This window comes from Microbacterium sp. NPDC089695 (genome assembly GCF_044749085.1).
GTDB lineage: Bacteria > Actinomycetota > Actinomycetes > Actinomycetales > Microbacteriaceae > Microbacterium.
The window spans coordinates 1,069,280-1,091,354 of record NZ_JBIVHG010000001.1; the positions used below are offsets into that span (position 1 = coordinate 1,069,280).

Sequence of the window (22,075 nt, forward strand, 5' to 3'; positions counted from 1 at the left end):
TCCGGCATCCGCGCGGATCAGGGGATGGCCCTCCGGAACGCGAGGAACGACACGGTCGAGAGGATCGCGACCACGACCAGCCCCCAGAGCGCGATGCCGAGTGCTCCGAGATCGCCGATGCCGCGGCCGACCTGGTCCCACAGCTCCAGCCTCGTCACGAGGAACACGAGTCCGACGAGTACCAGGGCCAGCGCGACGCTGACGATCGTGAGCACGAGCGGACCCCAGCTCTTGTAGATCGTCGCGCCCGTGAAGCCCACGACGAAGAAGAAGAGCGCGAGCGTGAAGTACACGATGAACGCGCCGAGCGGCCCCGCCTCCCACAGCCAGGGGAGGTAGAACACCCAGCCGTTCACGCCGTACCCGTTCGTGAGGGTCTCGATCGCCCCGCCGAGCAGGAACAGCACGCCCATGAACGCGCTGCCCAGCACGGCCGTGAGCATCGTGCCGAGGAAGAAGTCGCGACGTGTGATGCTCATCGCCTGCGAGAACGGGAACGTGAGGGTCATCGCCGACATCCCAATTGCGAAGAAGTACCAGAGCGGGGCCTGGCCGCCCCCGCCGTACTTGGGGGTGTCGACCGGGATCATGGCGTAGATCAGCACGGAGATCAGGGTCGCCGCGCCGAGGATGATCAGCGGAACCCAGATGAAGGTCTGCCGATTGATCAGCTGCAGGCGGACGACGTTGAGTGTGCGTCGCATCAGAGCACCTCCTCCTTCGAGGTCGTGTCTTTCGTGGCCGACTCGGCCTTCTGTGTGAGCCGGACGATGAGCTGCTGCAACGAGACGGGGGCGATATCCAGGCCGGATGCCGTGACCTCGGCGCGCTCGGCATCGCTGAGCCGTCCCAGCACCGTGACGGAGGCCACGCGGCCCAGCGCTTCACGGTGCAGGACCTCGCGATCCGCAGCCCAGGCGTCGACCGTGCCGGCGTCGCCGACGACGGTGACAGCGCGGTCGCGCACGGCATCCGTGTCCTCGTCGAGGAGGATCCTGCCGTTGTCGATCACGATGACCTTCTCGATGAGGTTCGACACCTCGTCGATCAGGTGCGACGACAGCACTATGGTGCGCGGATGCTCGGCGTAGTCCTCGAGCAGACGGTCGTAGAAGATCTGCCGCGCCACCGCATCCAGCCCCAGGTAGGGCTCGTCGAAGAACGTGAGGTCGGCGCGCGAGGCGAGGCCGATGATCACCCCGACGGCGGAGAGCTGCCCGCGGGAGAGCTTCTTGATGGTCTGCTTCATGGGCAGCTGGAACTGCTCGACGAGCTCGTCGGCGAGCGCCTGATCCCAGTTCTCGAAGAACAGGCTCGCGGCCCGGAAGGCGTGGTGCGGATAGGCGTCGTCCGGGTACTTCTGGCTCTCGCGCACGAAGCAGATCCGGTTGAGCACGCGCGTGTTCTCGAACGGATGCTCTCCGAACACGCTCACCGTGCCCGATGACTCGAAGTTCTGCGCGGTCAGGATCGACATGAGCGTCGTCTTGCCGGCACCGTTGCGCCCGAGCAGGCCGTAGATCGCGCCTCCTTCGAGGCTCAGCGACACGTTGTCGAGGGCGTTCTTGTCCTTGTAGCGCTTCGTGAGGTTCTGCACCTCGATGACGGCGGTCATGCGGGGTTCTTCCCTTCTGTCGGTGCTGCGGCGTCTGTCTGTGCGGCCCGCTCGGCGAGCAGGTCGGCGAGGTCTGCGGCGCTGAGGCCGAGCGTGCGGGCCTCGGCGAGCAGCGGGTCGATGTAGCGGTCGGCGAACGCCGATCGACGTTCGCCGCGGACGATGTCCCTGGCGCCGGCGGCGACGAACATGCCGATGCCGCGGCGCTTGTACAGCACTCCCTTGTCGGTGAGCAAGGCGACTCCCTTCGCTGCGGTCGCGGGGTTGATGCGGTAGAAGCCGGCGAGCTCGTTGGTGGAGGGCGCCTGGGTCTCCTCCGCGAGCGAGCCGTCGATGATCGAGTCCTCGATCTGCTCGGCGATCTGGAGGAAGAGCGGCTTGCCTTCTTCGATCACGAATCCTCCGCGTGGTTGGTGGGTTAGTTACTCGACTAGGTAACCACTCAACCTGTCCCGTGTCAACAGGAGTGTCGCGTTGGGGGTCGATGAAGCATCCGATTCGGGCCCGTCGGGTGCGTTTTCGACCCCGCACGAGTGCCGAGGTGCGTTTTCGACCCCGGGAGGGGATGCTGCGCGGGTGGCGCCCCGGTCGTCGAGCGAGCGGGGCGAGAGGCGCAACCCTCAGGCGCGGGGGTGCCCGACGTACATCGAGCCGTGCAGCTCGGCGACGTGGTCGAACGCCAGCCGGCTGGCGGTGCCGGCGTCCTGAGCGCGCAGCGCCTCCACCAGCAGGGCATGCTCCTCGTTCGAGGCGCGGAGGTAGTCGATCCGGTACGGGATGAAGTAGGCGTACAGCTCGTGCGAGACGCGGTGGTGCAGCTCGGCCGCGCCGGCGGTGCCCGCCATCGCCGCGAGCTCCTCGTGGAACGCGGCGTCGGCGGTGCGGAACCCCGTCCAGTCCGGAGCCGTGCGCATCTCCTCGACCAGGGCGTCGAGCCGCGCGAGCGCCGACTCCTCTGCGACCGCGCTCGCGACCGCGGCGAGCCCCGCCTCGAGCGCCGCGCGCTGGTCGATCAGGGCGTGCACGTGCGCGGCATCCGCTCGGTATGCGTCGATCTCCCCGACCGTTCCCAGCGTCGGCGCATCCGCGATGAAGGTGCCGCCTGCGTGGCCCTTGCGTCGAACCACGACGCCCTCCTCGCTCAGCGCGCGGTAGGCACGGCGGACGGTCATCTCGCTCACCTCGAACGCGCGCGCGGTGTCATCCGTGCCGGGGAGTCGCTGGCCGGGAACCAGCATCCCGAGCTCGACGGCGAGCGAGATCCGCGCACGCACGGTGTCGACCGCTGTGGTGCGGCGGATCGCGCCGAGCGCCGGGGAGGCCAGGTCCATCGTGCGTCCTCGTCTCGGTCGGCACCGGGTGCGGGCCTGACCCGTCTCAGTTCGTCGCGGGTTCCTCCGCGCGACCCGGTGCGGCGTCGTCCTCGACCGAATCCGCGTCGAGGCGGTACCGCCTGCCCCACACGATACCGACCACCATCGCCGCGACGGGGATCAGCGCGAGCACGGTGCTCACCGCCACGCTGCCGCCCGTCACGAGCGTGAAGTTCGACAGCACGAGCCACAGCGCGAACACGAGGCCGATCACGGCGAGCACCGGGAAGACGCGGGCCGTCATCGTGCGTCCGGATGCGAGCTCGGGGCGACGTGCGAAGAACACGAGCACCGCGATCGAAGTCGTGAGCATCAGCAGCACCATGCCCACCGTGGCGACGCCTGCCATCGAGCCGAACACCCCGACCAGGGGGTCGAGGCCGAGCAGCGCCAGCGCCGCCAGCACGATCGCCGCCGTGATCGTCTGCACGATCGAGGAGAACGCGGGGGAGTGGTGCGAGGCGTGTCGCCGGCCGAGACGTGCCGGGAGCACGGACTTCTGCGCGAGCGTGAACTGGTACCGGGCGATCACGTTGTGGAACGACAGCACACAGGCGAACAGGCTCGTGATCAGCAGCACCTGCACGACGTCGCGCACGATCGGTCCGAGGTACTGGGTCGTGGTGTCGAGCAGCAGGTTGCCCTCGCCGGCCAGCGTCTGCTGTGCGACGGCCACCGCGTTCGCCGCGCCGACGCCCGTGACGAGCGCCCAGCACGAGATCGCGTAGAAGACGCCGATGATGATGACCGCGAGATACGTGGCCCTCGGGATCGTGCGCTCCGGCGTGCGGGCCTCGTCGCGGAACACCGCCGTGGCCTCGAAGCCGATGAACCCGGTGAGGGCGAACAGCACGGCGACGCCGATGCCGCCCGTGAACACGTTCGACGGGTCGAAGGTCTCCAGTGCAATGCCGTCGGCGCCGCCGGTCGCGAAGATCACGACGTCGAGCACCACCACCACGAGGATCTCGAGGGCGAGCGCGATGCCGAGCACCTTGGCGCTCAGGTCGATGTGCCGATAGCCGAGCACCGCGACGATCGCCATGGTCGCGAACGAGTAGAGCCACCACGGCAGGCTCGGGCCGCCGAAGAACGTGACGAGGTCGTCGACCGCCCAGCCCATGTAGCCGTACACGCCGACCTGGATGGCGGTGTAGGCGACGAGCGCGGTGAAGGCGGTGCCGAGCCCGAGCCGCGAGCCGAGACCGGCCGTGACGTAGGAGAAGAAGGCACCGGCCTCCTTCACGAACGGGGTCATGGTGACGAAGCCGACCGAGAACACGAGCAGGATCACGGCGGCGAGGGCGAACCCGATCGGCGCACCGGGGCCGTTGCCCGAGCCGATCGCGATGGGCACGTTGCCGCCGATCACGGTGAGGGGTGCGGCGGCGGCGATCACCATGAAGACGATCGCGCCGGTGCCGAGCTGGCCGCTGAGGCGCTGGCGCGGCTCGGCGAGAGGGGAGACGGTCATGAGGTCACTTTCGGCTGAGCATCCGCGGGCGGGATGCGGGAGGAGGGGGTCGGGACAGCGAGAGTGGTGCGGGTCGTACGAGTCGTGCGGGTCAGTACAGGTCGGTGCGGCGGTCGTGGAGGTACGGGTTCTCCTGCCGAGCGCGTCGGGTGGTCTCCGGGTCGATCGTGGCGATCAGGAGACCGGTGTCGTGCGGACCGAGGGCGGCGAGCGTCGTGCCGTCGGGGGACGCGATGCTGCTGCGTCCCACGTACGAGAGGTCCCCTTCCGCGCCGACGCGGTTCACGTAGACGACGTGGGTCTGGCTCTCCCAGGCGCGCACCGGGATGAGGCGTTCGGCGATGTGCGCATAGGGCTCCATCTGCGCGGTCGGCACGATCACGGCATCCGCGCCGTCGAGGGCCGCGGCGCGCACGGTCTCGGGGAACTCGACGTCGTAGCAGATGAGCACCGAGAGGCGCACGCCGTGCAGTTCCACGGTGGCGGGGAGGGAGTCGCCGGGCACGAACAGGCTGCGGTCGAGTGCGCCGAACAGGTGCGTCTTGCGGTAGCGCAGCAGTTCGCGTCCGTCGCGGTCGATCATGACGAGCGCGTTCGCGATGCCCCCGCCGGACACGGGTTCGGGGAGTCCGGCGACGATCGCGATGCCCTCGGCGGACGCGATCGTCGCGATGCGATCGGCGAGGTCGGGGGTCGCGAGCGGGGCGAGGCGCTCGCCGATGTTGTATCCCGTCACGAACATCTCGGGCGTCACGAGCATCTGTGCCCCGCGCGCGGCGGCATCGCGAGCGGCGGCGGCGACGATCGCCAGATTGGCGTCGACGTCTCCGGCGACGCCCTCATGCTGCAGGCCGGCGATGGTCAGGGTCATCGGATGCTCCTCGTGGTGCGACGATGCACCCATCAAACAGATCATTGTGATCTATTAGATGACCATTGTGTTCCGATCGTGTGACGTCCGCAAGAGGTGAGGTCGCGGAATGCCTCAGCCGCGCAGATCGCGGGCGCGCAGCGCCATGACCGACGCCGCCACGAACACGACGGCGAGTCCCCACGTGAGCGCCAGGCCCCCGGCATCCACTCCATCGGCGAGCGGCGACTGCCGATAGACCCATGCGTAGGGTGAGATCGCGTTCAGCCATTCGAGATCTGTCGACTGCTTCGCGAGCGCCTGCAGGACGTAGCCGACCACGGCGATCCCCGCGCCGGCGCCCGTCGCCCACACCCGCCGTCCCGTGGCCGCGCCGGCGAGCACCGCGGCCGAGGCCGTGAGGAACGCGAGCCCGGTCAGCGCGGCGCTCGCCCCCACGATGCGCCATGTGTCGAGTCCGAGGTCGGCCGGACCGTTCAGCGCCCACACGACGAGGCCCGAGAACGCCCCGAGCCAGACCAGCCGCACGAGCACGCCGAGCGCGGATTCGAGTGCGTACTGACCGCGGCCGATGCCGTGCGCGAGGTCGAGCTCGGCGCGGCCGCTCTCTTCGGCGCCGGCGATCGCCGCCGACCCCCAGGCGACGGCCGCGATCGTCAGCAGAAGGAAGCCCATGAGTCCGTAGAACGTGCTCTGCGTGTACCCGGCGCCGCTGGAGATCTGGTCGTACCCGATCGTGTCGACGAGCTGCTTCGGCAGCGCGGAGATGAGGTCCTGCAGCTGAGCGCTGCCGCCGAGGCTCGGGTAGAGGGGCAGATACAGGAACAGCACGGCGGCGAGACCGATGGTCCAGCCGAGCAGGCTGCGCCACGAGTCGCGCATGCTGCGCCGGAACACGGGCAGGATGCCGGTCATCGCCGCTCCTCCCGCCGCTCGCGCCGCGTTCGCGGTGACGCCGGCGTCGCAGCATCCGGCCTGTCGCTCGTGTCGACCGACGCGGTAGAGGTGTCACCGTAGAGGCGCAGCACGGACTCCTCCAGGTCGGGCTCCTCGACGGTGAGGTCGTGCACCTCGACCCTCGCGAGCGCCTTCACGAAGGGATCGATCGCGCCCTCCACGCTGCCGGACACGTGCACGATGCCGTCGGCCTCGGCGACCTCCAGATCGACGACTCCCGGCACGGCCGAGAACGTCGCGCGCACCGCGTCGGCATCCGTGGTCCTGATCGACGCCCGCACTCGCCGCACCGAACCGAGCCGCAGAGACGCGACGTCGCCGTCGGCCACGACCCGGCCGTTCGCGAGCACCGCGACCTCGTCGGCGGTCTGCTGGATCTCGCTCAGCACGTGCGAGCTGAGGAGCACGGTCTGGCCGGCGTCCCGCGCTTCGCGCACCATCTGCAGGAACTCGCGCTGCACGAGCGGATCGAGGCCGCTGGTCGGCTCGTCGAGGATCAGCAGCTCCGGCCGATGCATGAACGCCTGGATCAACCCGACCTTCTGCTTGTTGCCCTTCGACAGCGTGCGTACGGGACGGCCGAGGTCGACGCCCAGACGGTCGGCGAGCTCGCGGGCCGTGCGCAGGGTCGCGTCGGTGTCGCGCGCACCCGAGACCTGCGCGTAGAACGACAGCATCCGGTGTCCGGTCGCCCGCCCGTCCAGGCGCAGCTCGCCCGGCACGTACCCGAGCCGTCGGCGCAGCGCGGCGCCGCCCCGCTGCGGGTCCTCGCCGAGCACGCGCACCGAACCGGACGACGGACGGATCACGTCGACCAGCGTGCGCAGCGTCGTGGTCTTCCCGGCGCCGTTGGGCCCGATCAGACCGAACACTGTGCCCGGCCGTACGCGCAGGTCGAGCTCGTGCACCGCGACACGATGGCCGTAGCGCTTGTGCAGGCGCTGGATCTCGATCGCATCGGTCATGGGGCGTCTCCCTCCGTCGCGTCCTCGTCGTCGGCGAGGGCCTGCCGCGTGCCGTCGAGCAGCGCGGTCGTCGCGTAGACGCCGTGCGTCAGCAGCTCCATGGTCGGGAGGGTCAACCGGCGCAGGCCCGCAGGACTGAGCTGGTCGGAGCCCATCACGCGCGCCATCTGGGCGCGCATCACGACCGGTCCGAGCCCGATCAGCGTGACGAGCAGCGTCGTCATCTCGGGGTCGCTCATCGGTTCGAGCATCCCTGCCTCGCGCTGTCCGTCGAGCACGGCGCGGGTTCCCTCGAGGATGCTGTCGAACAGGTGATCAGCGGCCGGGGATCCGTCGACGAGCATGCGTGCGAGGTAGTCGATGTACGGTCCGTAGCGCTCGATGTCGTGCATGGCGGCGCGGATGCGATCCTGCGTCGGGGCGTCGATCACCCCGTGGTCCTCATCGATGAAGACGCTCACGACATGGGTGTCGCACTCGTCGCGCAGGGCGTTCTTGTCGCCGAAGTGGTGCACGATGAGCGCCGCGCTCACCCCGGCCTCGCGGGCGATTCCGCGCAGACTCGCCGCGTCGAAGCCGTCGCGGGCGAAGGCGGCGATCGCCGCGTCGCGGATGCGGGCGCGAGCCGTGAGGTCATCAGATGCTGAACGCATGTACAGCATGCTAAACGCGTGTTCAGTCGGCGTCAAGGGTCGTCGCTCCTACGCTGGACACGTGGACTTCCCCTACGCGAGGCTGCGCCGTCGCCCCGACGTCGAGGCCGAGAACCTCCAGGCCTACGACGCGACCGATGTGCTGCTCGTCGAGCGCGGGCTGTCGCTCGGCGTCGACGGGCATGAGATCGCGGTGATCGGCGACGAATACGGCGCCATCACGCTGGCGCTGACCGCGGCCGGGATCGACGGCATCCGCGTGCATCAGGACCTCGCGACCGGCCGCCGCGCACTCGCGCTCAACGCCGCGGACCTCGGCCTCGCGGGATTCGAGCCGCACGACCTCGGGGCGGCGCTGCTGCGCGGGGTGAGGCTCGTGCTCCTGCAGCTGCCCAAGTCGCTCGCCGAGCTCGAGGAGATCGCGGATGCCGTCGCGCGGTGGGCCGCTCCCGACGTGGTGCTCGTCGCCGGAGGTCGCGTCAAGCACATGACGCTGGCGCAGAACGAGGTGCTCGCGCGCAGGTTCGGCCGCGTGCGGGCCGAGCGTGCCGAGCGCAAGTCGCGCCTCGTCGTCGCCGCCGAGCCGCTCCCGGTGCCCGCGGCACCGCCGTTCCCGGTCACTCAGCGGCACGGCGACCTCGTGCTCGCGGCGCACGGCGGGGCGTTCGCCGGGGCGAAACTCGACATCGGCACGCGCGTGCTGCTCGAGGTGCTCGGGCTCGCCGATCCACAACTCCGGAGAAGCGCGCCCGAACCCGGCGAAACCGGGCCCCAGCCGCCGTCGGGCGACGGGATCTCCGGAGTTCTGAACGAGGAACCGACGGAACCCGCGCCGGTCGTGGTCGACCTCGGCTGCGGCACGGGCGCGCTCGCCGCCTCGTATGCGCTGGCTCATCCCGCCGCCCGCGTGATCGCGACCGATCGCTCCGCCGCGGCGGTGGCCTCGGCCCGGGCGACCGTCGCCGCCAACGGCGTCGCCGACCGGGTCGACGTGATGCACGACGACGCGGCATCCGAACTCCCCGACGCGAGCGCCGACCTGGTGCTGCTCAACCCGCCGTTCCACCTCGGCACGAGCGTGCACACCGGGGCTGCGACGCGCCTGTTCGAGGCCGCGGCGCGCATCCTCCGCCCCGGCGGCGAACTGCTCACGGTCTTCAACTCCTCGCTCGGGTATCGCGCCGAGCTGACCCGTCTCGTCGGCCCCACGGAGCAGCTCCACCGCACCCCGAAGTTCACCGTCATGCGCAGCGTCCGCCGCTGACGAAACGCCCGGGCCGCACCCGCGCAATCCCCCGGTCAGGCGGAGAAAGTCAGACAGGCTAGCAAATGCGGATTTGCCCCTGACCGGCCATTTCGTTACGTTGGAAGTCGGGCCTGACGGTCCGTAGACCAGTCCGCGGTCACGTCCTTCTTTCGATGAGCTGTGCTGCGAAGAGGCGTGGGCGTACGGTCGATGCTCTATCGCGGTGGATCCGAAATCCGCCGTCCGCGCCGCCACAGCAGCATGTCGAAACGGCCGGGAGCGTCACCCGGGCGTAACCGAAGCAGGCTCAGCCGCCCGAAGGCGAGCCGCAGGGGAAACGTGTCCGAAATCGCTCTTGAAGCGCGCAATCTGTACAAGGTGTTCGGCAAGAACCCGAACCAGGCGGTCCGCCGGCTGAAGGCCGGGGAGAACCGCACCGACGTCGCCGAGAACGGAACGGCCGCCGTCATCGACGCGAGCTTCACCGTGAACCGCGGCGAGATCTTCGTCATCATGGGGCTCTCGGGCTCCGGCAAGTCCACCATCATCCGCATGCTCAACGGCCTGCACGAGGCGACCGACGGGTCCGTCCTCGTGGGCGGCGACGCCATCACCGGCGTCCCGGGGTCGCGACTGCGCGAGATCCGCCGCGACCGCATCTCGATGGTGTTCCAGCACTTCGCCCTGCTGCCGCACCGCACGGTCGCCGCGAACGTCGCCTATCCGCTCGAGCTCAAGGGCGTCGGCAAGGCCGAGCGCCTCGCGAAGGCCGAGGAGATCCTCGGGCTCGTCGGACTCGAGGGTCAGGCCGACAAGCTGCCCTCCGAGCTCTCCGGAGGCATGCAGCAACGCGTCGGCATCGCCCGCGCGCTCGCCGCCGACTCCGACATCCTGCTCATGGACGAGGCGTTCAGCGCCCTCGACCCGCTGATCCGCCGCGAGATGCAGGAGCAGCTGCTCGAACTGCAGGAGAAGCTGCAGAAGACCATCGTGTTCATCACGCACGACCTCAACGAGGCCATGTTCCTCGGTGACCGGATCGCGGTCATGCGCGACGGCCGCATCGTGCAGATCGGCACGCCCGAGGACATCCTCACCGACCCCGCCAACGACTACGTCGAGCAGTTCGTGCAGGATGTCGACCGCGCCCGTGTGCTCACCGCCGCGAACGTCATGGAGCGTCCGCGTCCGGTCGTGGCCGACACCGCGGGCCCGCGCACGGCACTGCGCCAGATGCGCGATGCGTTCATGTCGGCCACGTACGTGACCGGGCGTGACCGCAAGCTGCTGGGCATCGTCACCGATCGCGACGCCGTCAAGCTCGTGCGCAAGGGCGTCTCGACCCTCGAGTCGATCATCAAGCCCGTGCCGCAGAGCGTCAGCGAGGACGAGGTCCTCATGAACCTCTTCATCCCCTCGGTCGAGTCGCCGCTGCCTCTCGCGGTCGTCGACGGGAAGGGACGCCTGGTCGGGGTCATCCCCCGCATCACGCTGCTCGCCGCGCTCGGCCCCGGCCCTGGGGCGACCGGCGAGCTCACGCTGCCGCTGATCCCGATGCCGCAGGCCGAGATCGATGCGGTGCTCGACGACGGATGGACGGCTGATCCCCAGCCGGTCGTCGGTACGACGGAGGAGGTGCGCTGATGGACGGCTTCCGCATCCCCCTCGGAACCTGGGTCGCCTCCGGCGTCGACTGGATCAAGACCAACCTCGACGGACTCCTCGACGTGATCTCGTTCGTCGTGAGCTTCCTCGTCGACGGTCTCACGCGCGCTCTGCTGAGCCCGCACTTCGTGGTCATCATCGTCATCGCGGCGCTGCTCGCCTGGCTCGTGCGCTCGTGGCAGCTCGCGATCGGCACGGTCGTGTCGTTCACGCTCATCGTGGCGATGAACCTGTGGGTGCCCGCGATGCAGACCCTCGCGCTCGTGCTGGTCGCCGCCGTGATCGCGGTCGTCATCGCCGTGCCGCTGGGCATCTGGTCGGCGCGCAACGCCACGGTCCGCGCGATCCTCAAGCCGGTGCTCGACTTCATGCAGACGATGCCCGCCTTCGTCTACCTGATCCCCGCGATCGTGTTCTTCAGCATCGGCGTCGTCCCCGGACTCGTCGCGACCGTGATCTTCGCACTGCCCCCGGGCGTGCGGCTCACCGAGCTCGGCATCCGCGGGGTCGACTCCGAGACCGTCGAGGCCGGACAGGCCTTCGGCGCCAAGCCGGGGCAGATCCTGCGCGGCATCCAGCTGCCTCTCGCGATGCCCACGATCCTCGCGGGCGTCAACCAGGTCATCATGCTCGCGCTGTCGATGGCCGTGATCGCCGGTATGGCCGGCGCCGACGGCCTCGGCAAGATCGTCGTCGAGGCGATCTCGACGATCAACATCGCCAAGGGCGTCGAGGCGGGCCTGGGCGTCGTGCTCATCGCTGTCTTCCTCGACCGCGTGACGGCGGCGCTCGGATCGCCGTCGGAGAACACGTCGTCGCTGCTCGGTATCTTGTCGCGTCGTCGTGACCGTCGTCGTCTCGACGCGACCGCCGCCGCCATGGCGCGCGAGAACGCGGCGTCCGACACGAAGGATGCCATCGACGAGGCTGACCGCATCAAGGCCTCCCCGCGGCGCAGCGCCGGCGGCATCGGCTGACCCGTTCGTTCCCTTCCCACACACACAGCACTGATACGTAACGAGAGTGAGACACACATGAAGAAGAAGTTCCTGACCATCACCGCCCTCGGCGCCGCCGCGACCCTGGCCCTGGCCGGCTGCAGCGGCGACGGCATGGGCGGCACGGGCGGCGGCGCCGGCAGCGGCAGCGAGGGCGGTGGCGACAAGGGCACGATCACGCTCGGTTTCCTCCCCTCGTGGACCGACGGCCTCAGCACCGCCTACCTGCTGCAGGACCAGCTCGAGAAGATCGGCTACACGGTCGAGATGAAGACGCTGACCGAGGCCGGCCCGCTCTACACGGGGCTCGCGCAGGGCGACGTCGACATCTACCCCTCGGCGTGGCCCGAGCTGACGCACAAGTCCTACATGGACGAGTACGGCGACGACATCGAAGACCTCGGCGCCTACTACGACAACGCCAAGCTCACGATCGCGGTGCCGGAGTACTCCGAGCTGAACTCGATCGCGGACCTCGCCGGCAAGGGCGCGGAGTTCGGCGGCAAAATCATCGGCATCGAGCCGGGTGCCGGCCTCACCGCGCAGACGCAGAAGATGATGCCCGAGTACGGCCTCGACGGCGAGTACGAGCTCGTCACCTCGTCGACCGCCGCGATGCTCACCGAGCTCAAGTCGGCCACCGACGCCGAGCAGGACATCGTCGTGACGCTCTGGCGTCCGTTCTGGGCCAACGACGCCTTCCCGCTGAAGGACCTCGAAGACCCCATGGGCGCCATGGGCGAGGCCGAGGCCCTGCACTTCCTCGGCACCAAGGGCTTCGCGGAGGAGTTCCCCGAGGCGGCCGAGCTGATCGAGAAGATCAAGCTCGACGACGAGCAGTACGGCTCGCTCGAAGACCTCGTCGTCAACGAGTACGGCGAGGGCCAGGAAGCGGATGCTGTCGACGCCTGGCTCGAGGAGCACGGCGCCGACTTCGACTGGGTGGTCAGCTGACCGCATCCGTCATCGCCTGACTCGTCGGGCGGAGTTCTCGCCGATGGGCGGAGGATCCACACCGGATCCTCCGCCCATCGTCGTGTCATCCGCCGGATGCGCGTCGCGTCGGATGCCGCCGAGCGCGGCGAAACGCCCCGGCCGGACGCAGGGTCCGGTCGGAGCGTTCCGTCACTTCGACTCGCTCCGCTCGCTCAGTACGGCGCTCGCTGAGCGAGGTCAACTGATCTTCTTCCTGTAGACGACGGTCGCGAGCACGTAGGCGACGACCAGGATGCCGATGCACCAGGCGAGCGCGACCCAGATGTCGTTCCCGACGGGCTGCTCGGCGAACAGCGCCTGGATCGTGTTCACGATCGACGTGACCGGCTGGTTCTCGGCGAACCAGCGCACCGGTCCCGGCATGGTGTCGGTGGGCACGAACGCCGAGCTGATGAACGGCAGGAAGATCAGCGGGTACGAGAACGCGCTCGCTCCGTCGACCGTCTTCGCGCTGAGTCCGGCGATGATCGCCAACCACGTCAGGGCCAGGGTGAACAGCAGCAGGATGCCGATCGCGCCGAGCCATGCGAGCACGCCGGCCCCGGTGCGGAACCCCATCGCGAACCCGACGCCGAAGATGATCGCGAGCGTGATCGCGTTCGCTGTGAGCGACGTGAGCACGTGCGCCCACAGGACGCTCGACCGTGCGATCGGCATGGAGTGGAAGCGCTCGAAGATGCCGCTCTGCATGTCGGTGAACAGTCGGAACGCCGTGTAGGCGATGCCGGACGCAATCGCGATCAACAGGATGCCGGGCAGCAGGTAGTTCACGTAGTTCTCGGAGCCGGTGCTGGTGCGCAGCGCCCCTCCGAACACGTACACGAACAGGAGCATCAGCGCGATCGGGGTGACCGCCGTGGTGATGATCGTGTCGGGGCTGCGGAAGATGTGCCGCATCGAGCGGCCGGTGAGTGTCGCGGTGTCGGCGATGACGTGCGTGCTCATGCTGCGGTCTCCTTGTCGGTGTCGTGGGCGGAGGGCCCGATCAGGGTGAGGAAGATCTCCTCGAGCGTCGGCTGCTTCTCGACGTACTCGACCGTCGCGGGCGGCAGCAGGGCTTTCAGCTCGGCGAGCGTGCCGTTCGCGATGATGCGGCCCTCGTGGAGGATCGCGATGCGGTCGGCGAGGTGCTCGGCCTCGTCGAGGTACTGCGTCGTGAGCAGCACGGTCGTGCCCGCGTCGGCGAGCTTCTTCACGACCTCCCACACCTCGAGGCGGGCCTCGGGGTCGAGTCCGGTGGTGGGCTCGTCGAGGTAGATGACCTCGGGGTGTCCCACCAGGCTCATCGCGATGTCGAGCCGTCGCCGCATGCCGCCCGAGTAGGTGCCGGCCTTGCGGCCCCCGGCGTCGGTGAGGCGGAACGTCGCGAGCAGTTCGTCGGCGACGGAGCCCGGGTGCGGCAGGTGCCGCAGCTTCGCGACGAGCACGAGGTTCTCACGGCCGGTGAGGATCTCGTCGACCGCGGCGAACTGCCCGGTGAGGCTGATCGACTCGCGCACCCGCAGGGGCTCGGTGGTCACGTCGTATCCCTGCACGGCGGCGCTGCCGGCATCCGCGCTCAGCAGTGTGGAGAGGATGCGGACCATGGTGGTCTTGCCGGCGCCGTTCGAGCCGAGCAGGGCGAAGATCGACCCCTTCTCGACCTCGAAGTCGACGCCGCGCAGCACGGCGACGTCCTTGTACGACTTCTCGACGCCGCGGACGGCGATCGCGGGGGCGGTCATGATCGGTTCTCCTTCTTCTTGGCGTCGTCGACGGCCTCGATGAGGCGCGCGCGCTCCTTGTCGACCCACTGGGTGCCGCCGTAGGCCTCGGCGTAGCTCTCCGCGTACTCGACGGGGTCGTCTCCGACGATGTCGGCGATGGGGGTGCCGTCGACGGCCGCGCGCTCCCAGAGGTCGGCGAGGTCGAGGAAGATCTGCACGAGGGTGTCGCCGTCGGTGATCCCGCCGTAGTACATCGTGTAGCGGTGCTGGGCGTTCGCGACCGTGCGGTACGGCTCGGGGAGCGCGTCGATGCGCTTCTTGGCATCGCGGTACTGCTTCTTCTGCTCGAGCGATCCGGTGAGCGCTTCGATCCACTTGGCGGCCATGTCAGTTCTCCTTGTTCGGGGTGTTCGTGGTGTTCGTGTTGAGTCGTTCGATGTGCTGCGTGAGGAAGGTCCAGGTGGTCCAGAACTCCTCGAGCTCCTGGGTTCCGGCGGGGTTGAGGGAGTACACCTTGCGGGGCGGTCCCTTCTCGCTCGGGACTTTCTCGACGTCGACGAGCTTCTTCTGCTCGATCCGCACGAGGAGTGCGTAGATCGTGCCCTCGGCGATGTCGGTGAAGCCGTGATCGCGCAGCCGTGCCGTGATCTCGTAGCCGTAGGCCGGCTGTTCGGCGAGGAGGGCCAGGACGATGCCCTCGAGAGTCCCCTTGAGCATCTCGGTCATCTGCTTGCCCATGGGTTCCTCCTTTCGGTGGTAGGTACTCAGTGATGCTGGGTACCGGTACAAAGTAACACTGACTACCGGTACCTAGCAACACCGAATACCAAAGATTCTTCACGACTGTCCGGCGGGGCCTGTACATCGGGATGCCGACGCTCCAGAGTGAACGCATGACGTCGCCCATCGCGTGGTCATGGCGGAACGCCCTGCACGGGATCGCGCTCGCGCTCCCGGCGGCGGTCGTCATGCTGCGCGACCCGACGGCGGGCCTCGCGCTCGCCGTCGGAGTCCTCCCCGCGATGGCGCTCGGGGTGGGCGCGAGCCGGCGGCAGCGGCTGAGTGGCCTGCTCGTCGGCGTGCTCGCGGGAGCGGCGATCGTGCTCGGAGCCGCCGTCGGCGGCATCCCGGTGCTCGCCGTCGTCACCGTCTTCGTCGCCTGCGTCGCGGTCGCCGTGCTCGCCGCCGACCCCGGGCGCCGGCTCGCGACGCCGCTGATGATCCTGGGCCTTCCGCTGATCGGCACCGGTCTGTCGTTCGGGTCGATCGCCGACGCCCTCCCGGCGGCCGGTCTCATCGTGCTCGGATCCGCCTATGCGGTGCTCGTGTCGATGCTGTGGCCCGACCGCCCCGCCGCGCCTCGACCGGCTCGCAGCGCCACGACCCGAGCGGCGATGCTGGTCTACGGCATCCAGATCGGTCTCGCGGGAGCGCTCGCCGCGGCGATCGGCTTCGCGCTCGGCGTGGATCACCCGGGGTGGGCGTGCACCGCGGCGCTCATGGTGAGCAGACCTCAGCATGCCCTCCTGGTCACGCGGGGATGGGGGCGGGCGCTGGCGGTGCTCGGCGGCGCCGTGCTCGCGTGCGGCGTCGCGGCGCTGCGTCCGCCTGCAGCCGTCGCCGCGGTCATCCTCGTGCTCATCATCGGCGTCGGCACCGCGACCGCGGGAAGCCGGTGGTACGTCTTCCCGTTCTTCCCCACGTTCGTCGTGCTGTCGCTGCTGCTCCTCGGCGAGACGGCGTCGCCCGCGCACTGGTTCGTCGAGCGGGTCGGCATGACGCTCGTCGGCGTCGCCCTCGCCCTCGGCGCGGCGGACGTCGTGCCTCGGCTCGCCGCACAGCGTCGGAGATCATGACGGACGGGCCGAGGCTCAGCGCCCGTGGCGCCAGGGCAGCAGTCTGCTCCAGAACGCCGGGCGCCCGGCATCCGCGACGACGGTCGGCACCGCCACGGCGAACTGCACGATCTCCTCGGCGCCGTGGTGCACGACCCGGTACAGGGCGGTGCCGATCATGACGCCGAGCGCGATCGACATGATCGACACGAGAGCCGCCATGAAGTCCGCGAGCCCGCTGTCGGTGGCCACCGCCTCGGTGAGTCCGACGAGACCGGCGGCTCCGGGCACGAGCAGCCAGAACGCGGGAAGAAACGTGATCTGCACGGGAGTGCCGTGCCGCAGCGATGCGATCCAGAACACGACGACCGTCATGGCCACCGCCCCCACGAAGCCGCCGACGGTCGCGCCGAGCAGCACCGTGCCCGCCCACTGGCCGGTGTACGCCACGACGAGCGCGAGCAGCACCCAGCCGAACGTCGACACCGGTGCCGAGAAATGCAGGTAGTTGCCGAGCGCGAACACCAGGATGCCGATCAGCGCGACCCACCAGGGCAGAGCGGATGCCGCGGCCAGCGGCTCGTACGACCGTGACTCGACTCCGATCACCGTGCCCGCCGCGAGGATGCCGAACGCCAGGAGCGAGAGCTGCACGAGGCCGTAGACGAGGCGCGAGGCGCCCGAGATCATCTGGCCCGCCGCGAGCTCGACCGTCGCCGTGGTCAGCACGCCGCCGGGGAGGAACGTGACGAGCGGGGCGATGAGCAGCCGCAGCGGGTCGCCGATCTCGATCACCTCGGCCAGCAGGAACACCGCGGTCGCGCACACGAACGCCGCCGCGATCGGCAGCACGAGCTGCAGTGTCGGCGAGCGGACGAGCTTGAGCAGCCCGATGCCCGCACCGAGCACGAACGCGACGATCGCGCCCTGCCAGGTAGGTGCGAGCAGCAGCGCGAGCCCGACCGTCAGCACCGCGTGCCCGAGCGTGCGGGTCGCCCATCCGAGCCGCGGTCGCATCGCGCCGATCTCGTTCAGCCGGTGGATGCCGTCGAGCGGTGGCACCGCGCCGCGCCGCGCCTCGGCGATCAGCTCGTACAGCGCCGCGATCTGGTCGAACCGGAACGACGCGTTCGTCGCCGAGCTGATCGCGACCCGCGCCTGGTCGGACTCGCCCGTCTCGACGAGGATGATCGTCGGCAGCACGACGAAGTCGGTGTCGTCACCGCCGTAGGCCGCGGCGACCTCGGTCATGGTGTCGCGGATGCGGTCGACCGATTCGGCCGACGCGTTCATGCCCTGCGCGAGTCCCAGCAGGAACCCGCGCAGGGCCGATCGGTCGAGCGTGTCCGCCACGGCGCCTCGCCCCGGTCAGGAGAACAGGAACGACAGCACGACGCCGACCACGATCGCGACGCCGATGTACACGAGGTTCGGCAGCTGGAACGAGTGGTCGAAGACGAAACGGCCCATCTTCGTCGTCCCGGTCTGGTCGAACGCCACGGTCGCGACCTGGCTGCCGTTGGCGGGCAGAGTGTAGATGCCCATGGTCGAGGGCCACAGGCCGACCAGCAGCGGAGCAGGCAGCCCGATCGTGATGCCGATCGGCACGATCGCGTTCGTCGCGCTCGATTGACTGGTCGTCAGCATCGCCACCGCGAACAGCGCGAGGGCGAACAGCAGAGCCCCGAGGAACGCCGACGATCCCGAGACCACCGAGCCGAGTCCGTCGACGATGAGCTTCTGGTTCGCCGCGACGAAGGTGTTGGCGAGCCAGGCGATGCCGAAGAGCGCGATCGCTCCGACGAGACCGGCGGGGAATGTCGGCTGCTTCGGGACCTCGGATGCCTTGACCTTGCAGAACACGAAGATGAGCGCCGCGATCACACCCATCACGACCTCGATGATCACGGTCACGCTGAGGCGCACGGGGTCACCGGCGTCGTCGGTGCCGATCACGGGGCGCAGTCCCTCGAACAGGCCGAAGAACACGATCACGCCGACCCCGATCAGGAAGAGCGCGGCCGAGAGCACCGCGGTGCGCGGGAGCTTGTTCTCGTGGGCGTCGACGACGGGCGGCTGGATCTGCGCGTTCGCGAGGCGCTTCTGGAACTCGGGGTCGTCTTCGAGGTCCTTGCCGTGGCGCATCATGACGAGAGCGGCGACGAAGAGCCCGGCGATCGACGCGGGCCACATGATCAGCAGCAGGCCGCCGAGATCGACCCCCTGCGGGGCGAGCAGCACGACCATCGACGCGGTCGCGGCCGACACAGGAGAGCACAGGATGCCGACCTGAGATGCCACGGCCGAGACCGACAGCGCTCGCTCCGGACGGATCTTCTGCTGGTACGACACGTCGTAGATGACGGGCAGCAGCGGGTAGAAGATGTTGCCCGTGCCGGCGCCGACCGTGAACAGGAACGACATCGCGGGCGCGAGGAACACGACCGACTTGGGGCGGCGTCTGATGACCTTGGCGGCGACCGACACCATCCAGTCGATCCCTCCGGCGGCCTGCATCGTGGAGGCGGCGGTGATGACCGTGATGACGATGAAGACGGCATCCACGGGGGCGTTGCCGGGTGCTTCGCCGAAGACGAAGACGAGCACCGCGACGCCGACGAGGCCCCAGACGCCGAGTCCGATCCCGCTCGTGCGGGTGCCCATGTAGATCGCCAGGACGACGACGATCAGCTGCGCGATGAGCAGCCAGACGTTGTCGTTCACGTCGAGGGTCCCGTCGTGATGGGCGCGGTGCCGGTGAGGATCTCGGTCGGGAGTTCGGTCTCGACGATCTTGCCGTCGATCGCCTCGACGCGCAGCGCGAGCGGGTTCTCGACGGGGCTGATCGCGGTCACGAACTCGGAGTTCTCGAAGTGCAGCGACTGCAGGTTGCCGACCGCGTACCCGGTGGCGAGCTCGCCGCTCAGGAGCGAGTCGTGGAACAGCGGGCGGCGCTGGTCCTCCGCGTCGTAGTGCGGGCAGAAGCTGCCGTGCAGGAATCCGAGACCTTCGGGCAGCACCTGCAGGGTCGGACCATAGCTGTCGGTCGTGCCGCCCTCGAACCAGCAGATGCCGCCGGCGCTGCCGCCGGTGAACACGACGTTCGAATCGGGATCCTCCCACATGCCGCGCATGATCTCGTCGAGACCCTGCCGCTTCCACACGTCGAGCATGTTGGCGGTGTTGCCGCCGCCGACATGGATGACGTCGAAACCGGTCACGAACCCGGCGAGGTCGTCGACCGCACGGTGGAACAGCGGCAGATGATGCGGTGCGCACCGGTCGGAGTCATACGTCGCGTAGAAGCTCAGGATGTAGGCGGCGTCGTCACCGGTGGCGGTGCCGACGAAGAGCACCCGTGGTCTCTTCTTGCGAGTGAGTCCGAGGATGTAGTCGTGAGTCGGGTCGTTGCGACGCTCCATCATCGCCTTGCCCGCGCCTGTCGCCACCACGTGCGCCATCGTGTGCTCCCTTCATCGCTCCCCCGCGGTACGACTTTGGATGCGCTCAAGATACTGAGATATCAGTCGATGCACCAGTGCATCTTGTGAGTCGTCTGTGGGCGTTCGGCGCTCGGCGCTGTGCGCGGGCGCGGGCTGCTGTGCGCGGGAGCGTCAGGGGTGAGACCGATTCGACGCGGGCGCGGCACGCCCCGATCGGCGGTGTCGCGTCAGGACAGACGGGCTGCGAGCACCTGCGCCTCGAGCAGCGGGAACGCGCGAGACACCGGAGGACGGATGCCGAGGGCCGTCGCGAGTCCGAGGGCCATCGCCGCATGGCCGGCGGCGTTCGGGTGGAACGGGTCGTTCATCAGGCCCCACGGCACTCCTCCGCCGCCGAGCTCCGCGAAGCGGGAGTTCTGGTCGACGAGCACGACGTCGCCTGACGCGGCAGCGGCGCGCACGGCATCCGCGAATTCGGCGATCCGCTCGCGGCCCGGCGCATTGGGCACGTCGATCGACGGCGGAGTCTGCAGCACGGGGATCGCGCCGAGCGCGCGGACGCGGGTGACGAACTCGCGCAACGCTGCGGCGAAGTCCTCGGGCTCGACGAACGGGTCGCCGAGGTTCGTCGACAGGTCGTTCGTGCCGATCATGAGCGTGACGACCGCGGGGCTCCACGATGCCACGCGACGGTCGAAGTCGCCCAGGATGTCGGTGAGGCGGTGCCCGCTGATCGCCGAGTTCACGACGATGTCGCGGGTGCGGCCGAGCTCTCCGCGGATCAGCTCGTGCAGGTGCTCGGCGTAGCTGCGCCCACCCTGCGTGTGCACGAGCCCGTGGGTGATCGAGTCGCCCGTGATGACCCAGTTCAGCGGCTCGGCGCCGGCGAGCATCTCGGCGAGGCGGGCGAGGTCGGATGCAGCGGAGGGCGATGCTTCAGCGGACACCCCACGACCCTACCCGCCGCGCCGAGGTCGCACGTTGCCGCCGACGCGGTATGAACCGTGCGCCGCGATGTGGTCGCGTCGGCGGGAACATACCGCGTCGGCGGCGCGTCGGCGGCGGGGAGGCGGCGGGGAGGAGGTGCGGATGCCGTCAGAGCCAGCGCTTGTACTTGAAGATCCCGTACAGGCCGACCGCGAACGCCGCCATGGCGCCGATCGCGAGCGGGTACCCGAACTGCCAGTGCAGCTCGGGCATCGCGTCGAAGTTCATGCCGTAGACCGTGCCGACGAGCGTCGGGGCGAAGATGATCGCCGCCCACGAGGAGATCTTCTTGATCTCGTCGTTCTGCGCGAGGGCTGCCTCCGACTGCCGTCGGGCGACGAGTGCCGACTGCACGGTGAGCGCGTTCTCGAGGATCGCCCGGAACGAGTCGACCTTCTCCTGCACGCGGATGACGTGGTCGAGCACGTCGCGCAGCGACCGCTGCAGCTCCTCGTCGATACGGTACTTGTCCGACCCGCGGCGCAGCCACTGCAGCATCCCGGCGAGCGGGTGCACGGCGCGCTGGAAGTTGATGACCTCTCGCGACAACCCGTAGATGCGCCGCGAGAGGGCGTCGTCGTCGCTGTCGCCGAAGAGCTGGTCCTCGATCTCGTCGATGTCGTTCTCGAGTCCGGCCACGATCGGCTCGTACTCGTCGACGACCTCGTCGAGGATCGCGTAGAGCACCGCCTCGGGGCCCATCGCGAGCAGCTCGGGGTGGGCCTCCATGCGCCGGCGCACGGCGGCGAGGTTCGGCGATTCGGCGTGCCGGATCGTCACCACGAAGTCGGGGCCGATGAACAGGTGCAGCTCGCCGAACTCGATCGACTCCTCCTGGTCGCGGTAGCGCGCGGGGCGCAGCACGGCGAACAGGGTGTCGCCGTAGCGCTCCACCTTCGACCGCTGGTGGCCGGAGAGGGCGTCTTCGACGGCGAGAGGATGCAGGTCGAACTCGCGAGCGACGGACTCGACCTCGTGCGGGCTCGGCCGGTACAGCCCGATCCAAGCGATGCCGCCGAGCGCGCCGAGCGTGCGCGCGGTCTGGTCGAGGTTCTGCAGGGTCTCCACGCGACGTCCGTGGACGTACACGCCGTTGTCGATGAGGGCCATGATGCGGCCTCCGTTCTCGCAGGCGCGCGCCGCGAAGGGTCGGCGGCGTGCGCAGGAATCGTCAGGGGCGGAAGACGCCGTCGACGCTGCGAGCAGAACGGTCAGGTGCGGAGCGGGAGCTCAACGCAGGGATGCCGTCAGATGCGACGCAACGAAGGCGGCGTCGCTACTATCACCGGAC

Annotated in this window: 23 protein-coding genes; 5 read left to right on the forward strand and 18 right to left on the reverse strand. The window is 69.2% G+C overall.

Annotated elements, in window-relative coordinates; genetic code table 11:
- Positions 1-17: 17 nt before the first annotated feature.
- The 9 genes from ACIPYT_RS05290 to ACIPYT_RS05330 form a co-directional block, all read right to left on the reverse strand.
- Entirely contained in the window at positions 18-704 is a 687-nt protein-coding gene (locus ACIPYT_RS05290; RefSeq protein WP_401071337.1) for a hypothetical protein, read from the reverse strand.
- Positions 704-1,615 (reverse strand): ABC transporter ATP-binding protein, encoded by a 912-nt coding sequence (locus tag ACIPYT_RS05295; RefSeq protein ID WP_401071339.1) that lies wholly within the window; start codon positions 1,613-1,615, stop codon positions 704-706. Before ACIPYT_RS05295 ends, ACIPYT_RS05290 begins: the two co-directional genes overlap by 1 nt.
- Complete coding sequence (locus tag ACIPYT_RS05300) at positions 1,612-2,010, reverse strand: GntR family transcriptional regulator (protein ID WP_401071341.1); 399 nt, start codon at positions 2,008-2,010, stop codon at positions 1,612-1,614. Before ACIPYT_RS05300 ends, ACIPYT_RS05295 begins: the two co-directional genes overlap by 4 nt.
- Before the next feature lie 225 nt (positions 2,011-2,235).
- Positions 2,236-2,946 (reverse strand): FadR/GntR family transcriptional regulator, encoded by a 711-nt coding sequence (locus ACIPYT_RS05305; RefSeq protein ID WP_401071343.1) that lies wholly within the window; start codon positions 2,944-2,946, stop codon positions 2,236-2,238.
- Positions 2,947-2,992: 46 nt separating this feature from the next.
- A complete protein-coding gene (locus tag ACIPYT_RS05310) occupies positions 2,993-4,462 on the reverse strand; it encodes an APC family permease (RefSeq protein WP_401071345.1) in 1,470 nt (489 codons plus the stop codon).
- A 91-nt stretch (positions 4,463-4,553) separates the two neighbouring features.
- Positions 4,554-5,333 (reverse strand): carbon-nitrogen hydrolase family protein, encoded by a 780-nt coding sequence (locus ACIPYT_RS05315; protein ID WP_401071347.1) that lies wholly within the window; start codon positions 5,331-5,333, stop codon positions 4,554-4,556.
- Between the two features lie 114 nt (positions 5,334-5,447).
- A complete protein-coding gene (locus ACIPYT_RS05320; RefSeq protein WP_401071349.1) occupies positions 5,448-6,248 on the reverse strand; it encodes an ABC transporter permease subunit in 801 nt (266 codons plus the stop codon).
- Complete coding sequence (locus ACIPYT_RS05325; RefSeq protein ID WP_401071351.1) at positions 6,245-7,255, reverse strand: ABC transporter ATP-binding protein; 1,011 nt, start codon at positions 7,253-7,255, stop codon at positions 6,245-6,247. The genes ACIPYT_RS05320 and ACIPYT_RS05325 overlap by 4 nt, the downstream gene beginning before the upstream one ends.
- Entirely contained in the window at positions 7,252-7,908 is a 657-nt protein-coding gene (locus ACIPYT_RS05330; RefSeq protein ID WP_401071353.1) for a TetR family transcriptional regulator, read from the reverse strand. Before ACIPYT_RS05330 ends, ACIPYT_RS05325 begins: the two co-directional genes overlap by 4 nt.
- Positions 7,909-7,969: 61 nt before the next feature.
- Here ACIPYT_RS05330 and ACIPYT_RS05335 point away from each other — a divergent pair, with 61 nt between their 5' ends.
- The 4 genes from ACIPYT_RS05335 to ACIPYT_RS05350 all read left to right on the forward strand — a co-directional run bounded on the left by ACIPYT_RS05335 (position 7,970) and on the right by ACIPYT_RS05350 (position 12,771).
- The gene (locus tag ACIPYT_RS05335) at positions 7,970-9,172 is read left to right on the forward strand and encodes a class I SAM-dependent methyltransferase (protein WP_401071355.1); all 1,203 of its coding nucleotides are present in this window, start codon (positions 7,970-7,972) and stop codon (positions 9,170-9,172) included.
- 321 nt (positions 9,173-9,493) lie between these two features.
- Positions 9,494-10,798: a glycine betaine/L-proline ABC transporter ATP-binding protein gene (locus ACIPYT_RS05340; RefSeq protein ID WP_401071357.1), complete on the forward strand. Its 1,305-nt coding sequence runs from the start codon at positions 9,494-9,496 to the stop codon at positions 10,796-10,798.
- Positions 10,798-11,796: an ABC transporter permease gene (locus tag ACIPYT_RS05345; protein WP_401071359.1), complete on the forward strand. Its 999-nt coding sequence runs from the start codon at positions 10,798-10,800 to the stop codon at positions 11,794-11,796. Before ACIPYT_RS05340 ends, ACIPYT_RS05345 begins: the two co-directional genes overlap by 1 nt.
- Before the next feature lie 57 nt (positions 11,797-11,853).
- Entirely contained in the window at positions 11,854-12,771 is a 918-nt protein-coding gene (locus ACIPYT_RS05350) for a glycine betaine ABC transporter substrate-binding protein (RefSeq protein ID WP_401071361.1), read from the forward strand.
- A gap of 219 nt (positions 12,772-12,990) precedes the next feature.
- Here ACIPYT_RS05350 and ACIPYT_RS05355 read toward each other — a convergent pair whose 3' ends face one another.
- The 4 genes from ACIPYT_RS05355 to ACIPYT_RS05370 are packed head-to-tail and all read right to left on the reverse strand — an operon-like array spanning position 12,991 to position 15,257.
- Positions 12,991-13,758 carry an ABC transporter permease gene (locus ACIPYT_RS05355; protein ID WP_401071363.1) on the reverse strand — a complete coding sequence of 256 codons (768 nt, stop codon included), beginning with the start codon at positions 13,756-13,758 and terminating at the stop codon, positions 12,991-12,993.
- Positions 13,755-14,537 (reverse strand): ABC transporter ATP-binding protein, encoded by a 783-nt coding sequence (locus tag ACIPYT_RS05360; RefSeq protein WP_401071365.1) that lies wholly within the window; start codon positions 14,535-14,537, stop codon positions 13,755-13,757. The genes ACIPYT_RS05355 and ACIPYT_RS05360 overlap by 4 nt, the downstream gene beginning before the upstream one ends.
- A complete protein-coding gene (locus ACIPYT_RS05365; RefSeq protein ID WP_401071367.1) occupies positions 14,534-14,905 on the reverse strand; it encodes a DUF1048 domain-containing protein in 372 nt (123 codons plus the stop codon). Before ACIPYT_RS05365 ends, ACIPYT_RS05360 begins: the two co-directional genes overlap by 4 nt.
- Position 14,906: 1 nt before the next feature.
- Entirely contained in the window at positions 14,907-15,257 is a 351-nt protein-coding gene (locus ACIPYT_RS05370) for a PadR family transcriptional regulator (RefSeq protein WP_401071369.1), read from the reverse strand.
- Between the two features lie 155 nt (positions 15,258-15,412).
- Here ACIPYT_RS05370 and ACIPYT_RS05375 point away from each other — a divergent pair, with 155 nt between their 5' ends.
- Complete coding sequence (locus tag ACIPYT_RS05375) at positions 15,413-16,375, forward strand: FUSC family protein (protein WP_401071371.1); 963 nt, start codon at positions 15,413-15,415, stop codon at positions 16,373-16,375.
- Between the two features lie 15 nt (positions 16,376-16,390).
- Here the strand turns inward: ACIPYT_RS05375 and ACIPYT_RS05380 are convergent, their stop codons facing one another.
- From ACIPYT_RS05380 to corA, 5 genes are all read right to left on the reverse strand, one after another.
- Complete coding sequence (locus ACIPYT_RS05380) at positions 16,391-17,707, reverse strand: threonine/serine exporter ThrE family protein (RefSeq protein WP_401071373.1); 1,317 nt, start codon at positions 17,705-17,707, stop codon at positions 16,391-16,393.
- A 15-nt stretch (positions 17,708-17,722) separates the two neighbouring features.
- The gene (locus ACIPYT_RS05385; RefSeq protein ID WP_401071375.1) at positions 17,723-19,078 is read right to left on the reverse strand and encodes an anaerobic C4-dicarboxylate transporter family protein; all 1,356 of its coding nucleotides are present in this window, start codon (positions 19,076-19,078) and stop codon (positions 17,723-17,725) included.
- Complete coding sequence (locus tag ACIPYT_RS05390; protein ID WP_401071377.1) at positions 19,075-19,815, reverse strand: Type 1 glutamine amidotransferase-like domain-containing protein; 741 nt, start codon at positions 19,813-19,815, stop codon at positions 19,075-19,077. Before ACIPYT_RS05390 ends, ACIPYT_RS05385 begins: the two co-directional genes overlap by 4 nt.
- A gap of 209 nt (positions 19,816-20,024) precedes the next feature.
- Positions 20,025-20,744 carry an SGNH/GDSL hydrolase family protein gene (locus tag ACIPYT_RS05395; protein WP_401071379.1) on the reverse strand — a complete coding sequence of 240 codons (720 nt, stop codon included), beginning with the start codon at positions 20,742-20,744 and terminating at the stop codon, positions 20,025-20,027.
- 148 nt (positions 20,745-20,892) lie between these two features.
- The gene (corA, locus tag ACIPYT_RS05400) at positions 20,893-21,894 is read right to left on the reverse strand and encodes a magnesium/cobalt transporter CorA (RefSeq protein ID WP_401071381.1); all 1,002 of its coding nucleotides are present in this window, start codon (positions 21,892-21,894) and stop codon (positions 20,893-20,895) included.
- Positions 21,895-22,075: the final 181 nt, after the last annotated feature.